This is a genomic window from Paenibacillus glycinis, assembly GCF_009909185.1.
Taxonomy (GTDB): Bacteria; Bacillota; Bacilli; order Paenibacillales; family Paenibacillaceae; genus Paenibacillus_Z; species Paenibacillus_Z glycinis.
Window position 1 is genome coordinate 54,439 of record NZ_JAAAMV010000028.1, and the last position, 18,952, is coordinate 73,390.

The 18,952-nt window shown below is 60.9% G+C and carries 17 protein-coding genes and 1 pseudogene; 10 read left to right on the forward strand and 8 right to left on the reverse strand.

The window, feature by feature from the left end; all coding sequences use genetic code 11:
* The first annotated feature begins 68 nt into the window (after positions 1 to 68).
* From GT019_RS26960 to map, 3 genes are all read left to right on the forward strand, one after another.
* Positions 69 to 242, forward strand: a complete 174-nt coding sequence (locus tag GT019_RS26960; RefSeq protein ID WP_161746550.1) for a hypothetical protein — start codon at positions 69 to 71, stop codon at positions 240 to 242.
* A gap of 190 nt (positions 243 to 432) precedes the next feature.
* Positions 433 to 621, forward strand: coding sequence for a hypothetical protein (locus tag GT019_RS26965; protein ID WP_161746551.1), 189 nt, complete (start codon positions 433 to 435; stop codon positions 619 to 621).
* A 112-nt stretch (positions 622 to 733) separates the two neighbouring features.
* Complete coding sequence (map, locus tag GT019_RS26970; RefSeq protein WP_161746552.1) at positions 734 to 1,477, forward strand: type I methionyl aminopeptidase; 744 nt, start codon at positions 734 to 736, stop codon at positions 1,475 to 1,477.
* 2 nt (positions 1,478 to 1,479) lie between these two features.
* Here the strand turns inward: map and GT019_RS26975 are convergent, their stop codons facing one another.
* From GT019_RS26975 to GT019_RS26990, 4 genes are all read right to left on the reverse strand, one after another.
* Positions 1,480 to 2,592 (reverse strand): Ger(x)C family spore germination protein, encoded by a 1,113-nt coding sequence (locus tag GT019_RS26975; RefSeq protein WP_161746553.1) that lies wholly within the window; start codon positions 2,590 to 2,592, stop codon positions 1,480 to 1,482.
* A complete protein-coding gene (locus GT019_RS26980; RefSeq protein ID WP_161746554.1) occupies positions 2,585 to 3,688 on the reverse strand; it encodes a GerAB/ArcD/ProY family transporter in 1,104 nt (367 codons plus the stop codon). Before GT019_RS26980 ends, GT019_RS26975 begins: the two co-directional genes overlap by 8 nt.
* Before the next feature lie 3 nt (positions 3,689 to 3,691).
* A complete protein-coding gene (locus GT019_RS26985) occupies positions 3,692 to 5,104 on the reverse strand; it encodes a spore germination protein (protein ID WP_161746555.1) in 1,413 nt (470 codons plus the stop codon).
* A gap of 127 nt (positions 5,105 to 5,231) precedes the next feature.
* Positions 5,232 to 6,170, reverse strand: a complete 939-nt coding sequence (locus tag GT019_RS26990; protein WP_161746556.1) for an AraC family transcriptional regulator — start codon at positions 6,168 to 6,170, stop codon at positions 5,232 to 5,234.
* 105 nt (positions 6,171 to 6,275) lie between these two features.
* On the opposite strand from GT019_RS26990, the gene GT019_RS26995 reads away from it, so the two are divergent.
* Positions 6,276 to 6,920 carry an SOS response-associated peptidase gene (locus GT019_RS26995; protein WP_161746557.1) on the forward strand — a complete coding sequence of 215 codons (645 nt, stop codon included), beginning with the start codon at positions 6,276 to 6,278 and terminating at the stop codon, positions 6,918 to 6,920.
* Positions 6,921 to 7,040: 120 nt separating this feature from the next.
* Here GT019_RS26995 and GT019_RS27000 read toward each other — a convergent pair whose 3' ends face one another.
* The gene (locus GT019_RS27000; protein WP_161746558.1) at positions 7,041 to 7,829 is read right to left on the reverse strand and encodes an AraC family transcriptional regulator; all 789 of its coding nucleotides are present in this window, start codon (positions 7,827 to 7,829) and stop codon (positions 7,041 to 7,043) included.
* 158 nt (positions 7,830 to 7,987) lie between these two features.
* On the opposite strand from GT019_RS27000, the pseudogene pyk reads away from it, so the two are divergent.
* Both pyk and GT019_RS27010 read left to right on the forward strand, forming a co-directional pair.
* Positions 7,988 to 8,992: pseudogene (pyk, locus tag GT019_RS27005) on the forward strand (pyruvate kinase); the annotation flags it as partial.
* 200 nt (positions 8,993 to 9,192) lie between these two features.
* Positions 9,193 to 11,130 (forward strand): ABC-F family ATP-binding cassette domain-containing protein, encoded by a 1,938-nt coding sequence (locus GT019_RS27010; protein ID WP_161746560.1) that lies wholly within the window; start codon positions 9,193 to 9,195, stop codon positions 11,128 to 11,130.
* Between the two features lie 479 nt (positions 11,131 to 11,609).
* Here the strand turns inward: GT019_RS27010 and GT019_RS27015 are convergent, their stop codons facing one another.
* On the reverse strand, positions 11,610 to 13,073 hold the full coding sequence (locus GT019_RS27015; protein ID WP_161746561.1) for an MATE family efflux transporter: 1,464 nt from the start codon (positions 13,071 to 13,073) through the stop codon (positions 11,610 to 11,612).
* A gap of 175 nt (positions 13,074 to 13,248) precedes the next feature.
* Here GT019_RS27015 and GT019_RS27020 point away from each other — a divergent pair, with 175 nt between their 5' ends.
* Positions 13,249 to 14,136 carry a helix-turn-helix domain-containing protein gene (locus tag GT019_RS27020; RefSeq protein WP_161746562.1) on the forward strand — a complete coding sequence of 296 codons (888 nt, stop codon included), beginning with the start codon at positions 13,249 to 13,251 and terminating at the stop codon, positions 14,134 to 14,136.
* A gap of 108 nt (positions 14,137 to 14,244) precedes the next feature.
* Here the strand turns inward: GT019_RS27020 and GT019_RS27025 are convergent, their stop codons facing one another.
* Positions 14,245 to 14,688, reverse strand: a complete 444-nt coding sequence (locus GT019_RS27025) for a Dps family protein (protein ID WP_161746563.1) — start codon at positions 14,686 to 14,688, stop codon at positions 14,245 to 14,247.
* A gap of 539 nt (positions 14,689 to 15,227) precedes the next feature.
* On the opposite strand from GT019_RS27025, the gene galU reads away from it, so the two are divergent.
* Positions 15,228 to 16,106 (forward strand): UTP--glucose-1-phosphate uridylyltransferase GalU, encoded by an 879-nt coding sequence (gene galU / locus GT019_RS27030; RefSeq protein WP_161746619.1) that lies wholly within the window; start codon positions 15,228 to 15,230, stop codon positions 16,104 to 16,106.
* A gap of 61 nt (positions 16,107 to 16,167) precedes the next feature.
* Positions 16,168 to 17,130, forward strand: a complete 963-nt coding sequence (locus GT019_RS27035; protein WP_161746564.1) for a hypothetical protein — start codon at positions 16,168 to 16,170, stop codon at positions 17,128 to 17,130.
* Between the two features lie 80 nt (positions 17,131 to 17,210).
* Here the strand turns inward: GT019_RS27035 and GT019_RS27040 are convergent, their stop codons facing one another.
* Positions 17,211 to 17,600 carry a DUF6220 domain-containing protein gene (locus GT019_RS27040; RefSeq protein WP_161746565.1) on the reverse strand — a complete coding sequence of 130 codons (390 nt, stop codon included), beginning with the start codon at positions 17,598 to 17,600 and terminating at the stop codon, positions 17,211 to 17,213.
* Positions 17,601 to 17,808: 208 nt separating this feature from the next.
* On the opposite strand from GT019_RS27040, the gene GT019_RS27045 reads away from it, so the two are divergent.
* Positions 17,809 to 18,942: a GntR family transcriptional regulator gene (locus GT019_RS27045; RefSeq protein WP_161746566.1), complete on the forward strand. Its 1,134-nt coding sequence runs from the start codon at positions 17,809 to 17,811 to the stop codon at positions 18,940 to 18,942.
* The last annotated feature ends 10 nt before the right edge of the window (positions 18,943 to 18,952 follow it).

Here is an 18,952-nt window from a genome sequence, read left to right on the forward strand (position 1 = left end):
AAAGCGTAATTCCTTTCCTCTATAATTAGCCTATATATGGAAATTCCGGAGCGAAGGGAGGGCGCACTGTGGTTAGCCCCTGGATAACGACTGCGGTCATCCTGTTCGGCATCGTCGTCGCGATCGTTGGCGTATTCGCATACCTGCGCATGTATAAAAGCAGCGCCTGGTCGGCTGCGACGACGCGCCCGCAGGACATGGATGCGCCCGGCGCCGAGCCGGCGGAAAGCGACAAGAAATGAGCGTTAACAAATAAAATAATCCGGTGCGCTTTTATATCACGGTTTAAAATGTTATAATTGATTGATAAATTAGAAAATTTAATTTAGTGCTGCTCCATCAGCTTCCTGACTCACCTTCATTTTGTGGATCGTTCAACATTCGCTGACCGTATTTGTTAGAACCACCAACCGATGCTAGGGAGGGGATTTCATGGCTAAACGCAGCCATAATGAAGTCAAAGAAAGCCTCGTGGAGCTTACGCGCATTTTTCAGCCGAAGGACTCGCGGAAGTTCGTCAGGGATTACATCCGCAAGTATAGGATCATGGGCGGATACGAAGAAGAACTGACGCTTGTGGTGGAGCATGAAATGGGGAGACTTCGCTCCTCGGTAAGTTAATCGAATGAAAGCCAAGCCTTGCCCGGTACGATAGGGACAAGGCTTTTTTGTTGCCTTCGCGCTTCCGGTCCCGATGCAGCTGCCCGGCAGGACGTTATTGGAGGGATGGCCCGTGATTCAATTCAAAACGGCGGAAGAAATCGAACGCATTCGCAAGGCGGGGCGCGTCGTCGCGGCTTGTCACCGCGAGATCGGCAGGCGGATCAGGCCCGGCGTCACGACGCTGGACATCGACCGGTTCGCGGAGGCCTACATGCAGAGCTGCGGGGCAAAGCCGGCCCAAAAGGGCTACAGGGGCTATGCGTACGCCACCTGCGCCTCCGTCTGCGACGTGGTGTGCCACGGTCTCCCGAAGGACGTCCCGCTGCGGGAGGGGGAAATCGTCACGATCGACATGGTGGCCGAGCTGGACGGATGGCTGGCGGATTCGGCTTGGACCTACGCGGTCGGACGGGTGAACCGCGACATGGAGCGGTTGATGAACGCGACGAAGAATGCGCTGTATCAGGGCATCGCGCAGGCGGTCGCGGGCAATCGGCTTGGCGACGTCGGCAGCGCCGTGCAGGCCTTCGCGGACCGGGAGCGCTTCGCCGTCGTGGAAGCCTTCATCGGGCACGGCATCGGAAGGAAGATGCACGAGGATCCGCAGGTGCTTCACACGGGCAAGGCGGGGACCGGCAGGAAGCTGAAGGAGGGCATGGTCATCACGATCGAGCCGATCTTCGTGACGGGGCGTCCGGACATCGCCATCGACGCGGACGGCTGGACGGCCCGGACGTTCGACGGCTCCTGGGGAGCGCAGTACGAGCATACGGTGGCCATTACGGGTGCCGGTCCGGTGATTCTGACGGACTGAGGTCATTTCATTTTGCCAACGTTCTTGATCGTCATCTTGACTTTGCATCGCACGTCGATTTGCGAGTACAATTCGCGCCAGTTCGTCCGCTTCCAATCGGCATAGCTCATGCTGTTGCGCACGTACGCGCCGATGCCGATGCCGTCGGCGCCCGCGCGCTGCATGTTCTTCATCATCGCTTCCGCCTGCCCGGACACGTACGCTTCGATTTTGCGTTCCAGCTTTCTCAGGTCCTTCGGTTTCCCGAGCTTGAGCCCGCCGACGTATTCCAGTACCGTCCCGTCTAAGGCCACGCGCACGGTAACGGTCGTGCCGGGTCCGGATCCGCTGACCTTCACGCTGCGCTGGCTGACGAGAGACGTGACCATGACCGCTTCCCGCGGTGCTCCTTGGTGCTGCAGGTTGATGCCGATTTCGCCCTGCTTGAATCTGCTGCGCATGAATGCGAAGATCATCGCGTCCTGTGGCGGCAGACGATAGACGAAACGGTCGTCCCGGAATAACGCGATTCCGTCGATGACGATATTCTTGCCCGCTTTGCGGATCATCGGCGCTACGGGATCGATGCCGTCGTCGTAATAATCGCGTACGAATTGATGCAGGGTCGCTTTCGGAATCGCATGCGTGCCGGCCTCCTTCTCGAGTATCCGTTCGATATACCGGTCCGTGCGCGGATGCTGGCTGTAGCGCTGGTTGAGCAGCTGCTCCGCGTCGCCGTTCACGACGGCGATCTTCATCAGCGGCGAGATGGCCGGATCGCGGATTTGCGTATCGAGCTGGTTCCCGATGCCGGCTTCGGCGAAGGACCGTCCGAGCAGCGTGACGCGCAGCTGTCCGCTGACCAGCTGCAGGCTCGTTTCGCGGGACATTTTGATGCGCGCTTGCTTGCTCGTCGGCGCCGTCGTGCTGAGCACTTCCCGTTTCTCGTTGGACTCGGCCTCCAGTCGCGGAATGGCGACCGCGATCTTCAATTCCCCGTTCGGCATCAGATCGTAGCTGGTCGACTGGATGAAGCCGATCCGCTCCAGGATGCGCTGGTCGCCGCAGCCCCCGAGCGCGAAAGCGGCGATAAGCAAGAGCGGCAGCGGCAGCCTTCTCCAGCGGGCGTTACGCATGGACGGGGGCCTCCTTTTCTTTGCGGATCAGGAGCAGCGCGATCAGAAACAGGGGCAGGCCGAACGCGATGCCGATCTCGACGATGCCGAACCAGGTCAGCCACTCATTCACTTCGGCCAAGGTATCGGGTATAAGGCCGACGAAGAAGGTGCCGGCGATCAGCGCGATGCCTCTGTATGAAGGCTTAAGCTTCGGAAACAGCCGACCGCTCGCTTCGTTCGCGGACCAATAGTACATGGCCATCGTGGCAAGCATCGTGAAGAGCAGCAGGCCGTACAGCAGATTTTCGATTCGTTCGATGAACGGAAATTTCACATAGGCGAACATGTCGATCAGGGGATATTGCATCTCCCTCAGTTCGCCGAATCCGAAGAATCCGAAAACCAGCATGCTGACATAGATATAGCTGACGAATACGAGCAGATTGGCCCAAATGGCCAGCTTCATCAGTTTCGCGGAGCGGTCGACGTACCCGAACAGCAGCATGACGAGCTCGTAGCCGAGAAAGGCGGCGTAGATCCCCGACATGCCGGGCAGAGCGAAATCGCCCTCTTGAAAGAAAAAGGGCGTCAGCCGATTCCAGCTATATTCATGGAAGAGCATGCTGGAGAACAGATACATCCACACCGTTAGATAGAAGAATACCGTGCTTGCTTTCGATATCGTATAAATGCCCTTGATAAACAACGAGTAGGCGAGCAAGTCGATGACGATCTTGAACCAGACGGGGTTGGTCGTCGGGAACGCGATCATTTGAAAGATAAGCACGTATTCCATGGAGACGAGGCAGGCCAGCATGCTCCATACCATCGTCAGCAGAAGATAGAGAGGCGATAGCAGCAGCAGGGGCAGCCGCCGCTCCATGATGTCGAAGATGGATTTACCCCGGCCCATCCGGTAGACCAGCCCGATCAGCAGCAGATTCGCCGTGACGATGACGCCGTAGAACGGAAGCGCCAACCATCCGTTGATTCCGAACGTTTGCGCCAGCATCTGCCCGAGGGACAGGATGACGACGCCCGTTTGCGTCATGTAGATCAGGACCAGGATATGAAAGGGAGCAAGCTTCTCCTTGACCGCTACCAAAATGACCACGTCCTATTTTTTCATTTTCATGCGGGCCGGATTCGGGCTCTTGGCTTGCGACGGCCGGGTCTTCAGCAGCTTGAACGGCGCGCGGATGAAGACGTCCGCCCAATCCCCCGGTTTATGCGGCGCGACCGGCGTCATGTAGGAGGAACCGAGGCTCGTCAGATGGCATAAATGGATGATTAGGTAGGCGACCCCTACGGTGATGCCGAGGTTGCCCCAGATGCCCGCCAGAATAATCAGGCCGAAGCGGATCAAGCGGATGGATGCGCTCATGATATAGCTCGGCATGACGAAGGACGAGATCGCGGAGGAAGCGACCACGATGATGAGAATGTTGCTCGTGAAGCCGGCTTGGACGGCGGCCTGTCCGATGACGATACCGCCGACGATGCCGATCGTTTGCCCGATCTTGGTCGGGAGCCGGGCGCCGGCCTCGCGAAGCAGCTCGATGACGAGCTCCATGAGCAATGCCTCGTATACCGGGGGAAACGGCACCCGGCTGCGCGATTCGGAGAGCGTCAGCAGCAGATTCTGCGGGATCATCTCGTAGTGGAAGGTCGTGACCGACACGTAGAAGCAGGTGAACAGAATCGTGACCGCGAACGAGAAGAACCGCAGCGCCCGCGTTGCCGTGCCGAGCGACCAACGCTGGTAATAATCGTCGGAGGACGTGAAAAACTCGAAGAACGACGTGGGCGCGCTGAAAGCGGACGGACTGCCGTCCATAATCCCGACGACGCGGCCAGCGGCAAGTTTGGAGGCGATCGCATCCGGGCGCTCCGTCGTAAAAAATTGCGGGAAGATCGAGCTTGGCCTGTCGTCGATCAGCTGGACGAGCATGTTCGTGTCGTGGACGGCATCGATTTCGATCCCGCGAATCCGCCTGCTCAATTCGTCGACGTAATGCATGTTCACGATGTCCGCGACGTACAGGAGAAAGACGTCCGTTTTGGAGATTTCGCCGACCTTCATGCGCACGCATTTGAGATGGGAGCTTTTGATTCTTCGGCGGATGAGGGACAGCGTGTCTCCCACGGGCTCGCTGAACGCATCGTGCGGCCCGGTAATCGTCGTCTCGCTCTCCGATTGGCTGATGGAACGGCCTTTCGGGTTGTACATGTCGATGACGTAGGCTTGCTCCCGATAGATCAACGCGACGGAACCGGATAAGATCGCGACGACGATGTCTCTGTCCGCCTCCATGCGCGCGCCGGACAGCCGATCCAGCGCATTTTGCAGCTCGCTTTCGGAAGCGGACAGGATCGGCGCCGTCACTTCGCGATAAAGCTTCTGGCTGTCGACCATATGATCGAAATAGAGCAGGTCCGCATGAAGCTCGGGGAAGGCTTTGTGCGTAAAATCCGCGCAGTCGTCGAATTGCCGAAGAATATGGGACAGTTGCTGCTGCCGATGATCCATGACGCACACCCTAAGTTATTCGGAATTGGTATGCTTACAGGCTTTCCCGCGAAAGGCAATTTATACGAAATCCCTTAGTTTAGGAAGACGCAAGAAAGCCGCGCATCGGTCTGCGCGGCTTTTGCTTTCAGTTGTCGATGGATTGCCGGGAGTGCAAGGAAGCGCGGTACTCGCTCGGCGTGACGCCGGTTTTCCGCTTGAACAGCCGATTGAAAAACTTCGTGTCCTGATAGCCGGAGCGGACCGCGATATGGCCGACGGCGTCCTTCGTCTCCAGCAGCAGCCTGCAGCTAAGGTCGATGCGCGCGCTCTGCACGTAGCCGAGGAACGTCACGCCGGTCGCGCGCTTGAAGGTTCGCTGGAACTGGCGTTCGCCGATGCCGAGCCTCGCCGCCATGTCTGCCGCGTGCAGCTCCGCGGCGCAATTCGCGCGGATGTAGGCAAGCAGCTCTTGCATGGAAGAAGAGACCGGTTCGTCGGAAGCCGCATGGCGGAGCGGAGGCTGCTCGGTACGCTGCCGGTACAGCAGGATCAGCAGCTCCACCGTCAGCGCGGACAACGCCGCCGCGAAACCGGCCCTCCGCGCCGTGAATTCGAGGTGCAGGCGTTGAAAGAGCTGCCGTGCCGCCTCGCCGCGATCATGCAGATGGAACCATGCCTGGCCGTTTCCGAGCTCGCGGTAAAAGGCGGTGATCTCCTCTTCGGCCTGCACGGCCTGCAGCAGCTTGCCGAGCTGCTCGGCGGTCAGGATGCAATTGTATAACGCGAGCGGCCGGCCCTTCGCCGCCGGACGGAAGACGTGGGCGATGCCGACCGGAATAAAGAACAGGTCGCCGCGCGCCACGGGCAGCTGCGCCGTATCGATATAGTGAACGCCGGCGCCTTCGGCGACCAGGCAGATTTCGATGAAATCATGCGCGTGCATGCGCAGCTCGAACGATTCTTGAACGCGATTGACGAAGACCGGCATCGGGTTGTCGATCAGCGAGGCGTAGGGCAGCAGCCGCTCCCCCCGGAAGAAACGCGGCATATCCGCCGCGCCGGGCTCGTTTGGCCTCTCTTTCATGCAGGCAGGACCTCCTCTGGATGGATTGATTAGGTGAATTGCCGGGCGCATACATATTTCTGGAAAATCCGGCCATAATAGCCAAAACAAGAGGAGGTTTACGCCATGTGTCAAGCGATAGCCATCACGGCCGCTTCATCCGAGCTGACGGAGCGTTTCGGGCTCGACAATGTCCTGTTCCATACATCCAACCGGTATGAAATCCACCCGACGGAATCGGTGTCCGCGATCATCCACCACAAGAACGAAAGGGTCCTGGACGAATTCCGCTGGGGAATGGTGCCGTATTGGGCGAAGGATTCCGTGCGGATGGACAGCATGAAGCTGTTCGAGAAACCGATCTACGAGCGGATCGCCAACAAGCAGCGCTGCATCATTCCGTGCACCGGCTTCTACGTCGCCCGCACCGAGGGCAAGGAAGTGCATCGCGTCAAGATCACGATGCGCAGCGGCACGTTCGCCGTGGCCGGCCTCTACGACGTGTTCCGCCAAGCGTCGGGGGAAGAGATGCGCACCTGCACGATGCTCATGACCAAGGCCAACGGCTTGATCGCGCCGTACGAGCCGCAAATGCCGGCCATCCTGGAGCCGGAAGACATCTCCGATTGGCTGACCCGCGGCGTGCGCACGCCGTTCGAGCTGAAGAACATGCTCCGCATGATGGAGTCCGCGCGCATGATCGCGATTCCGCTCTCGCCGACCGGCGACGCGGAGCTGGAGTTCGACGCGCAGCGGACGGAGATGGTGTAGACGTTTCCTTGGCATCTGGCTTAGAGCCCACGGGCTGCCTTTACGGCAGTCCGCGGGCTTTTTGCGTTTTAGTTTTATTTTAACCGGGACGAGCTTGATTCGGTAAGCGTAGCCTGCGCCTTAATCCCTGCCCGAACGCTCCGCGATGATATCGGAGGGCAGCTTGCCGGCGATGCGTTTGAAGATGCGGTTAAAGTACGAGGGATCGCTGTAACCGAGATGATCCGAGATGTCCTGCACGGTCAGCCGCGAGTGGCGAAGCATGTAGAGCGCGGTCTTCATTCTCCTGCGATGCACGTAGTCGCTGATCGTCATGCCCGTCACCTTGCGGAACAGGGAGGCCGCGTAGTTGGGGCTGACGCCGATGCAGCCGCCAAGCTCGAGCTTGGTGATTTTGCCGCGGTAATGGTCGTCGATGTACCGCTTCATCACCTCGATATGGTGAATGGACGAGGGCGCCTTCTCGCCTTCGTCGTACTCCCGGCTGACCGTGACCATGAGCTCCGTCAGCAGCGCCGCGCACATGATGGAGAAGTAGCGGTCCCTCGCGGACCACTGCTCCACGATATAAAGCAGCTTCTCGAGCAGCAGCTCGGGCATGTGCGTCACCCAGCGCAGGGGCGTCCGCCTGGCGAGAATGGGGAGCAGCAGCACCGTCGCGGTATCCGCCGGGCTGAAGCGGACGACGACGCTCTCGCGGAGGCTGCCGGCGCCGCGCAGCTCCGCCGCGGGCACCCCCGCGGGAATGAGCAGCAGGTCGTTCTTGCGGCACGTGGTCAACTGCCCGGCGAGGCGGTAAGTCGTCTGCCCGAACCGGATCCAGACCAGGGTGAAGCTGTCGCTGCCGAGCGTCTGCTGTTCGCTCTTCAGGATGCCGCGTTCCTGCCGGATATCGAAGATGTCGAACATGGCGTCGCCTCCGTTTCCTCTTTCTTCATCCGCTTCCTGCTACTTTCGTCCTCTTCATCGTACTATTCTACAGCTACTGTACTATAGTTCATCGCGCTCGCGCAATCGATCTTCTACAATGAAAGAAGCGATGAAAATAGGATCTGGGAGTGAGCAGAATGAAGAAGACAGCGATCGTGTGCACGATGGGACCTGCCTGCATGTCCGAAGAAATGTTGGAGAATATGCTGCTGGCCGGCATGAATATAGCTCGATTGAACTTGGCGCACGGGGAGCTTTCGGACCATAAGGAGCGCCTCGAGCTGGTGCGCGCGGCCGCGAAGAAGCTGAACGTGCCCGTCTCCATCATGCTGGACATCAAGGGACCGGAGATCCGCACCGGACTGCTGCAGGAGCCTTCCTACCTGCTGGCGACCGGCGAATTCCTGACGCTGACGACGGAACAAGTCCTGGGCACCGAGAAACGGATCTCGGTCTCGTACGACCTGGCGCAAGACGTGTCCGTCGGCTCGCGCATCATGATCGACGACGGCTTGATCGAGCTGCAGGTCGTTCGCATCGAAGGACCGGACGTCGTCTGCGTCATCCAGAACGGCGGCATCATCAAATCCCGCAAAGGCGTTAACCTGCCGGGCATCCGCACGAGCCTGCCGGGCGTGACGGAGAAGGACAAGCTGCACATCGCCTTCGGCATCGAGCACAACGTGGAAATCATCGCGATGTCGTTCGTCCGCCGCGCGGAAGACGTGCAGGAAGTAAAGGCGATGCTGGCCGCGCAAGGCGCCGGCCACATTCAAGTCATGTCCAAGATCGAGAACCAGGAAGGCCTGGACGAGCTCGAAGCGATCGTGGAAGCTTCCGACAGCATCATGGTCGCCCGCGGCGATCTTGGCGTCGAGATTCCGATCGAGGACGTGCCGATGGCGCAGAAGCAGATGATCAGCGCCTGCAACCGCGCCGGCAAATTCGTCGTCACCGCGACGCAAATGCTCGAATCCATGCAGAGCAACCCGCGTCCGACCCGCGCCGAAGCGTGCGACGTGGCGAACGCGGTATGGGACGGCTCCGACGCGGTCATGCTGTCCGGCGAGACGGCGGCCGGCAAATACCCGCTGGAGGCGGTCCGCACGATGGCGGCGATCGCGATCCGCGCGGAGCAGACGATGGGCGAAGTCGCAAAGAAAGATTTGATCGGAGCGTAGGCTTCGTTTAAAGTGAATAGAGAAGGTGAAACGGCTGGCGTCTCCTTTGGGGGCGCCAGCCGTTTCATTCCGGAGAAATCCACGCCACTTGGCTTGGATGAGGACAACGCGCGGCGGCTTTGCCGCGCATTGCGATTTACTAACGTTAGGCGGGAGCACTTATGCACGTATTGACGGTTGATCATATTTCGAAGAGCTACGGCGAAAAAATATTGTTTCAAGATGTGTCGTTCGGCGTGGAGTCGGGCGACAAAATCGGCATCATCGGGGTGAACGGCACCGGGAAGTCGACGTTCATGCAGGTCGTCGCGGGCATCGAGCCTCCCGACGCGGGTTCGATTCTCGTCGTCGGCGGGACGACGGTGCGGATGCTGTCGCAGGATCCGCAATTCGACCCCGAGGAGACGGTGCTGGAGCATGTGCTCGGCGGCGATTCCGCGCAGATGCAGGCCGTGCGCGCCTATGCGGCGGCGCTGCGGGAATTGGAGCTGAAGCCCGGCGACGAGGCGCTGCAGGAGCGCCTTGTTCGCGCGAACCAGCGGATGAACGAAGCGGACGCGTGGGGCATCGAGAGCGACGCGAAGATCGCGCTGACGAAGCTCGGCATCCTGAACTTCGACGCCAAGCTCGGCATTCTCTCCGGCGGGCAGCGCAAGCGCGTCGCCATGGCCGCGGCGCTCATTCAGCCGGCCGACGTGCTGCTGCTGGACGAACCGACGAACCACATCGACAACGAATCCGTCGCGTGGCTGGAAGGCATGCTGCAGAAGCGCAAGGGCGCGCTGCTGATGATTACGCATGACCGGTACTTCCTGGACCGAGTCAGCAATCGGACATTGGAGCTCGACAAGGGCAAGGCGTACTTCTATTCCGCCAATTACAGCCGGTTCCTGGAGTTGAAGCTGGACCGCGAGGAGCGGGAGGCGGCTTCCGAATCCAAGCGGCAAAACCTGCTGCGCAATGAACTCGCATGGATGCGCCGAGGCGCTCAGGCGCGCTCGACGAAGCAGCAGGCGCGGATTCAGCGCTTCGAGTCGCTGAGCGCGCAAGGGCCGGAGAAGGCGGCCGGCAAGCTGGAAATGTCCGTCGCTTCCTCGCGGCTCGGGAGGAAAATTCTCGAAATTGACGGTCTGGGTAAATCGTTCGAGGGCCGCAAGATCATCGACGGCTTCAGCTACATCGCGGTGCCGGAGGACCGCGTCGGCATCGTCGGGCGCAACGGTCTCGGCAAGTCGACGCTGCTGAAGCTGATCGCCGGCAAGCTGGCGCCGGACGAGGGCATCGTCGAGCTCGGCCCGACGGTGAAGCTCGGCGTGTTCTCGCAAGAGCGCGAAGAGATGGACGAGAGCTTGCGCGTCATCGATTACATCCGCGAGAGCGCGGAGCAGGTCGCGACCGCCGACGGCTCGACGATATCCGCGGGCCAGATGCTGGAGCGTTTCCTGTTCCCGCCCGCGCAGCAATGGACGCCGATCGCGAAGCTCTCCGGCGGCGAGAAGCGCCGCCTGCAGCTGCTGCGCGTCCTGATGGAAGCGCCGAACGTGCTGCTGCTGGACGAGCCGACGAACGATCTCGATATCTTGACGCTGACGGTGCTGGAAGATTACTTGGACGACTTCCCCGGCGTCGTGTTCACGGTATCCCATGACCGGTACTTCCTGGACCGGACGGCGGAACGGATCTTCGCGTTCGAGGGCAACGGCGTCATCGAGCAGCATGTCGGCAACTTCACGGATTACCAGGCCTACGCGGCCGCGCATGGCGTACGGGCGGCGGCGAACGAAAGCGCCGAGCGCAAAGCCGACGCCGCCGCGACCAAGAAGCCGGCGGCCGAAGACGAGACGGAGCCTGCCAAGCCGACGAAGATGACGTACAAGGAGCAGAAGGATTTCGATACGATCGACGCGGATATCGCGAAAGCCGAAGCGGCGCTGCAGAAGGTGCAGGAGAAAATGGAGGCTTCCGCCAGCGATTCCGGCCTGCTGCAGGAATTGCTCGCCGAGCAGGCGACGCTTGAGGCGAAGCTGGAGGAACTGATGGACCGCTGGGCATATTTGAACGAACTGGCGGAGCAGATCGCGGCGAACAAGAAGAAATAACCGACGATTCGGCGTCGGTGTCGCGCAGCGGCATTGTCTTGACCTGCCCCGAAGGCATAGCGACGAAGGCGATGCGTTGCCATGCTCGCCACGGACGGGCGGGGGATGCCGGCTCGCGGCATAGATTCGAATAAATGCAAAGAAGAGGTTCTCCTTGTCGGAGAGCCTCTTCTTTGCATGATGGCGCAGGTTTCGAATTGACGATGGTGCCCTTGCCGCCAGCTTGCCGGCAGCTTGGCGCACGCGCCGCAAGCGGGCGGCAAAAATTGCTGCCGAGCTGCGCTTGAAGCAGCCGCTCCAGCATAAAGCCGGAAAGCTCGGGCGAGTCGCCAACCGAGCGGCGAGAAATGGTGCCGAGCTGCGCTTGTAGCAGCCGGCCAGCGCGAAGTCGAAAAGCTATGGCCGCCCTCCAAGCGAGCGGCGAGAATCGATGGCGCTGCGCTTGAACCCGCCGCGCCCCATCTCGCCGCCGTCACGCCTTAAGCGCGGGCGGCGACGGCATTCGAGGCCGCCGCCTCCGCGCCAGACGGCGCGCCGCTGCCCGTGCTTGCAGCGATCCCCTGCGCCGCGGGGGTCGCCCTCTGCAGCTCCCGCTGTTCGGCGCGGTTCAGATACTTCCGCTGCCGCCAGCGGATGAAGGCGAGGACGCCGCGCACGTATTCGTCGGCGATCATGCAGCAGTAGATGGCGACGAGCCCCCAGCCCAGATGCAGGCCGAAGTAATACGAAAGGCCGGTGGCGACGCCCCACATGGAGAAGAGGGCGGTGACCATCGGGAAGCGCGTGTCGCCGACCGCGTTCAGGCCGGAATTGAAGCCCATGTTGAGCATTTTCCCCGGCTGCAGCACGATGTTGAGGGCGAGGAGCGAGATGCCCATGCGCATGATAGCGGGATCTTCGGTGAAGAAGCCCAGGAACCATCGGCCGAGCAGGGCGAGCAGCACGGCGTTGATCGTGACGATGGCCAGTCCGATATAGAGCGCCCGGTACGCGTTCTTGTACGCTTCCTGATACTGCTTGGAGCCGAAGAGGTGGGCGATCTTGATCTGCACGCCCATGGCAACGGCCAGCCCGAGCATGAAGCAGAACGATTCGAGCGTGTTCAAATACGTCCGCGTCGCGAGCTCCTTGGCGCCGAGGACGGCCAGGAACATGAAGATGACCATCTGCGAAAGCACCCAGCAGGACGAATTGACGCCGAGCGGCCAGCCGATGCGGAGCACTTCCTTGAACAGCTTGCGGTCCCTCAGCCGAACATCTGCGATTCCAACCTTGCGTTCGAACGCATGGACGAACATGTAGGCCAGGATGAGCATCATGATGATCCGGCAGGAGAACGTCGAGATCGCGACGCCTTTCAACCCCCACTGCGGAAAGCCGAACGCGCCGAAAATAAACGCGTAATTGAACAGCACGTGCAGGACGTTGATGGCGACCGCCGTCAGCATCGGCCCGCGCGTATTGCCCGTATTGCGGATCACGGTGCTGAACGCGGCCGAGAGGGCGAAGGGCGCGAGTCCGCAGCCGGCGACGGAGATATAGGTGCGGGCCAGCGGGAGAAGCTCCTCCGGCGTCTGGATCAGCCGCGCGATCTGGTCCGGCAGCAGGAAGAGGAGCGCGCTGATGCCGATGCCGATGATCGCGGTGACCTTCGCCGCGATGACGGCGATCGTGCGGGCTTCCTCCGGCCGGCGCGAGCCCAGCTTTTGGGCGACGAGGATGCCTGCGCCGCCGGTGATCGTCATGAACAGCGTATTCAGCCCGTTGAAGAGCTGGTTGGACAGCCCGACCACCGCGACGGCGTCGTCGGATACCCGGCTGACCATGAGCGTATCCACGGTGCCGAGCAGCGTGGCGAGAAACAATTCAATGAAGATCGGCCAAGACAATGACCATAACGAATACGAGCGAAGCTCGCGTTTGCGATCCGATGCTGCGTTCATCCTGCTTGCTTACCTCCCGTGATGCCGTACGATTGCGAATGCGCCATGCGCGCGTTTCACTTTCAAATTATAGATGGTATACTGAGCGCAGTGTATGATGCTTTCAACCGAAACTTTCAAAATTCAAACCTCTGGAATCGGCCGGGAAGGACAGCCGGGGAAAGGAAGGGCTTTCATGAGCATGCTGCAGTTCACGGTGCCGCCGCTGCCGCATTACATGCTGTGCGGACCGTCGTTTTACGCGCCGGGAGGCAGGCATGTCAGCCGGCGGAACGTCGGGGTGTTCGACCTGCTGGTCGTGCGCGAGGGCTGTCTCTACATGGGGGAGGAGGACCGGACCTTCGAGGTCGGCGAAGGCTGCGCGCTGATTCTCAGGCCGGACAGCTACCATTACGGGACGAAGGGCTGCGACGTCCATACCTCCTATTATTGGCTGCACTTTCAGACGACGGGCAGCTGGTCCGTCACCGACGACGAGCTGCCGAGGCACGGCGTCGAGCCGTACGACGAGAAGCGCACGCAGGCGCTGTGGTCGTACGCCACGCATACCTTTCAGATCCAAGTCCCGCAATTCGCGCGGCTGCTGCACCCGGGCAAGGTGGACGAGCTGATCGGGCAGCTGATCCAGCTGAACCAAAGCTTTTACTCCGGCAGCGCGAAATGGAATCAGCAGGCGCTCTTCCAAGACGTGCTGCGCCAGCTGTCCGCTTCCATGGCGAAGGAAGAGTCGACGCCCGCGGCGGCGTGCGCGGACTTGGCCGCGGCCTATATGCGCAAGCATTACCGCGAATCCGTCACCGCGCAGGAGCTCGGCGACCGGCTGAACTTTCACCCGGTCTATATCGCCCGCTGCATGCAGCGGATCTACGGCTGCACGCCGATGGAGTACCTGCTGCATCACCGCATCGAGCAGGCGAAGCTGATGCTGCTGCAGACCGACCACACCGTCGCCCGCATCGCGGAGGAGGTCGGCTTCAACCAGGCGGCGTATTTCACCTCGTGCTTCACGCGGGCCGAGGGCATCTCGCCGCGCAAATACCGGCAGCGGTTCTCGTACGGTTGACGGGAGCATAGAAAAGAAGACCGTCATCCGGCGGCATGCGCGGCGGATAACGGTCTTCGGTATAGGCAGGGAGCATGCTTGCGGCTGCCGATTTTCTCGCGGAATCGCTTAGCGTCCGTTGAACGCTTTAAGCATCCACGTGTGCTTCTCGAGCGATTTGTGAATGGCGAGCAGCAGATCGCTGGTCGTCTCGTCGCCCGCGGCCTCGGCGGCTTCCATGCCTTCCTTCAGCTCGGAGGCGACGTTCGTGAAGTCCTCGATCAGGACGTCGACCATCTCGCCGGCCGTTTCTTTGCCCGATGCTTCTTTAACGGTGGAGTACTCCAGATGCTCGGCCATCGTGGCGTAAGGCGCGCCGCCGATCGTCAGCAACCGCTCCGCGATGTCGTCGACATGCAGCGTGGCTTCCTCGTAGAGCTCCTGGAACTTCACGTGCAGCGTGAAAAACTGGTTTCCTTTGACGTACCAGTGATAGTTGTGCAGCTTCACGTAAAGGACGCTCCAGGTCGAGATTTGTTTGTTCAGGATCGTTTGCAGTTTTTTTGTCGGCATGTTCGGCATCTCCCTTTTAAATAAGATCGAGTACTTACGCTGTTGCAGCTTGCTGCGCTTGCGCTGCGGCCGGCAGGCGCGCATTCGCCCGGGATACCCCTCTATTTTGCCGAGGCGTCCGGCGAAATAACCGCGGCTTCCGCCGCAACTTCGCACCCTCGGCAAACTTTGGCCCGATGTCCGCATGGGCGAGCCGGCGACGGCATTCAATCCGGCGAGCCCCGTACCCGCGAACGTACTGCGCGTGGGCGGTCGCTTCCTTCTACTCTTAACCGCAGCTTCTGGAAATGAAACTAATTAATAATAAGTACTAAATTAAAATTATTATAAATAAGGATAAATGTCAAGGGTCATTGCTTCCGATCTTCGGTCGTGATACGTTAGCTTCAACAGGAATGAGGCGCCTCGCCCGCGATTCCGCCGTACGGCCGGCAATCGGCGGATCGAACTACCGATGGACCCCGCAGCGTTCGTTCGCGGCGTTCACCGTATAAAATCAGGCATTGTGGCCAAAACAGAAGAGAGGACCGAACATGAACATGGCAAAGAAACGGGTTCGCAAGGCAATTATTCCGGCAGGAGGGCTCGGCACGCGGTTTTTGCCGGCTACGAAGGCGCAGCCGAAGGAAATGCTGCCGCTCATCGATAAGCCCGCCATTCAATATATCGTCGAGGAAGCGGTCGCTTCCGGCATCGAAAGCATCATGATCGTAAGCGGCCGCAACAAGCGGGCGATCGAGGATCATTTCGACAAATCGTTCGAGCTGGAGGCGGAGCTCGAAGCGCAGGGCAAAGCGGAAATGCTGGAGCTGGTCCGGAGCATCTCCCGTTTGGCGGAGATCGTCTATATCCGGCAGGGCGCGCCGCTCGGCTTGGGCCATGCGGTATTGTGCGCGCGCCGTTTCGTGGGTGACGAGCCGTTCGCGGTGCTGCTCGGCGACGATATCTTGCAAGCGGAGCGGCCCTGCCTCGCGCAGATGATCGAGCAGTACGAGCGGCGCGAGTCGTCGGTCGTCGCGGTCATGGAGGTGCCTTGGGATCAGACGCACAAGTACGGGATCGTCGATCTGGCCGACAGCGACGACGGCCGTCTTCGCGGACTCGTGGAGAAGCCGTCTCCGGGCGAAGCCCCGTCCAATCTGGCCATCGTCGGCAGGTACGTGCTGGAGCACGGCATTTTCGAGCTGCTCGAGCATGCCAAGCCCGGCAAGGGCGGCGAGATTCAATTGACGGACAGCCTCCAGCGCCTTAATTTGACGAACCCGATGAGCGCGTTCCGATTCGAGGGCCAGCGCTACGACGTCGGGGATAAGTTGGGCTTCGTGCAGGCGACGATCGACTTGGCCCTGCGCCGGGAGGATTTGTCCGAGGACGTGCGTAACTACATGATCGAGCGGTTAAAGCAGGGATATAGCTGACGGGAAACGACGGTTGTCATCGCGTTCCCGCCGGCGGAAGGCGAGGACGCGACTGTTGAAAATGAATGGAAAGCAAGCCCGCAACCGGGGCATCGTGCTGACGCTGTCGCTGCTGGCGGGCGTCGGGATCGGACTTTGGATGAACGGCGAGGCGGAGCCGCAGGACCGGCCCGCGGCTGCTCAAGCGCAGGACGCGATTCCGGATCATGCAGCTCATGAAGCGGCGGATGCATACATAGGCAAGGACCGGGAACATGAACATGAAGATGCGAACGGCAAAATAAGCATGGATATGCCCGGCATGAGCATGGAAACGGGCGCGGCGGACAACGCGACATGGGATTGGCCGACGGGAGCGCCGAAAGCCGGGGAGCGCGCGACGCTGCGCATTACGATCACGGATGCCGCAGGCAAGCCCGACGCGGGGCTCCAAGTCAGTCACGAGAAAAAGCTTCATCTGATTATCGTCAGCCAGGGGCTGTCGACGTTCATGCACCTGCATCCCCGGGAAACGGAGAAGCCGGGCGTGTTCGATGTGCCCGTGACGCTGCCCTCCGCCGGACGGTACAAGCTGATTGCCGACTTCAAGCCGAAGGTCGGCGAGCAGCAATGGCAGGGCGTCTGGGTGGAGGCTGGCGCAAACGGGAAGCGGACGGCGGACACCGAGCCTGCGCTGGCCGCGGACAAGCAGCTGGAGCAAGCGGCGGACGGCATGACGGTCAAGCTTTCGCTGGGATCGCCTCCGAAGGCCGGGGAAGACGCGGAGCTCGCGTTTTCCTTCGCCGATGCGGCGAACGGGCAGGCCGTCCGCGATCTGCAGCCGTACCTCGGGGCGGCCGGACATGTGGTCATCCTGGATGCCGCCGCGAAGCATTATCTGCACGTGCACGCCATGGACGGTGCCGGAGGACCGGAAGCACGGTTTCACACGTCGTTCCCGGAGCCTGGCTTGTACAAGATATGGGGGCAGTTCCAGCGGAACGACCGCGTCGTGACGGTCCCTTACGTGATTGAAGTGCAATAACCGTTCGCCTGAATTCGGAGGGCGCGCGGGCGAGAAGCCGTTCACGGGGAGAGATGCCCCGTTGGACGGCTTTTTGCCGTTTATCCTGGGCGTCCGCGCCAGACGCGGTAAGCGCGTCTCGCCGTCACGACGGCCATCCAGAACATCGCGATGGCGATGACGGGATGCAGCGCCGAGACATAAGGGGCGTCCGCGCCGATATGCGCCGTCATGTACTGCAGCATGACGAGGAGGTACGACGCCAGCGAGAACCAGCGGACGAGGCCGCGGACGCGTCCGAAGAACGTCAGAACGAAGACGCCGACGGGAACGAATTCGAAGACGTGGATGAACGACGCGTGATCCCGCCAATGCTTGGCGTTCACCAAGACGGCCATGCCGGCCAGATACACTTGGATGACGATGCAGGCCGCGAACAGCAGCGCGAGCAGGAAAATGGCCAAGCGTACGAAACGGTTCCCTTCGGGCATGATGCGGAGCCTCCCTTTCCGTGTGGATGGCATGCTTTCCCTTCCAGTTTACGTTGCCCTGGACGGACCTGTATATTGCACGCAGGTCTAGTTTTGCGCGGTTCGCGGGAGCGCGTTGGCCGGTCGCCTATTATGTACGTACAAGTTGGGCGTATGCTATACTACTCCCATACAAGCCAGCGGAAGCAAGAAAGCATGAGGTGCACGAGTGAAAGAACAGCAAACCCCCAAATACATACAATTGAAAGAGGAGATCGTCTCTTGGATCGCGACGGCGCAGTTCAAGCCGCATGACAAGCTCCCTTCGGAAAACGAGATCGCCGGCCGCTTCGGCTTCAGCCGTCAAACGGTACGTCAGGCGCTCGGCGATTTGGAAACGGAGGGGTGGCTGTACCGTTCCCAGGGCAAGGGCACGTTCGTCGCCGAGGCCGAGCGGGGCGGGGCGCGCGCGGAATCGCGGCAGAAGCTGACGATCGGCATGATGACGACGCATATCTCGGATTACATCTTCCCGACCATCGTGCGCGGCGTGGAATCTGCGCTGCGGCTGCAGGGCGCGAGGCTGCTCCTCGCGAGCACGGACAACGAGAAGGCGCGCGAGCGGGAGAGCCTGGAGTCGATGCTGCTTCAGCAGCAGCTCGGCGGTCTGATCATCGAGCCGACGAAGAGCGCGGAGGGCAATCCTAACCTCGATTATTTCCTGGCGCTCGAAGCGCGGCGGATTCCGTTCGTCATGCTGAACGAACGCTACAGCGACTTGGACGCGCCATGCCTGAAGGTCGACGACGAGACGGGCGGCTTCCGCGCGGCGGAGCATCTGGCGAAGCTCGGCCATAAGCGGATCGCCGGCTTCTTCAAGACGGACGATTTCCAGGGCGTGTTCCGCATGCGCGGCTTCATGCGCTGCCTGCGGGAGCGGAAGCTGACGCTGCAGCCGGATCATCTGATCCGCTACGCGACGGAAGAGAAAGGGACGAAGCCGGCGGAAGCGCTGGCGGAGCTGCTTCGGCGCGATCCGGCCGAACGGCCGACGGCGATCGTCTGCTATAACGACGAGCTGGCCGTGCGCCTCCTGGACGTGATTCGGCTGAGCGGCTTGTCCGTCCCGGCCGACCTGTCGATGGTCGGCTTCGACGACGCGAATCTGGCGACGGCGACGGAAGTGAAGCTGACGACGCTCGAGCATCCCAAGACGCGGATGGGCGAGGATGCCGTGGCGCTGCTCATGAAGCTGATGGACGAGCCGGGCGGCGACGGTGGCGAGACCGGCGATATCGTGTACGACCCGAGGCTGATCATCCGCCAATCGACGGGCCCGGTTCCGGCGGAGGAAGCAAATTAAGGCGTGACAC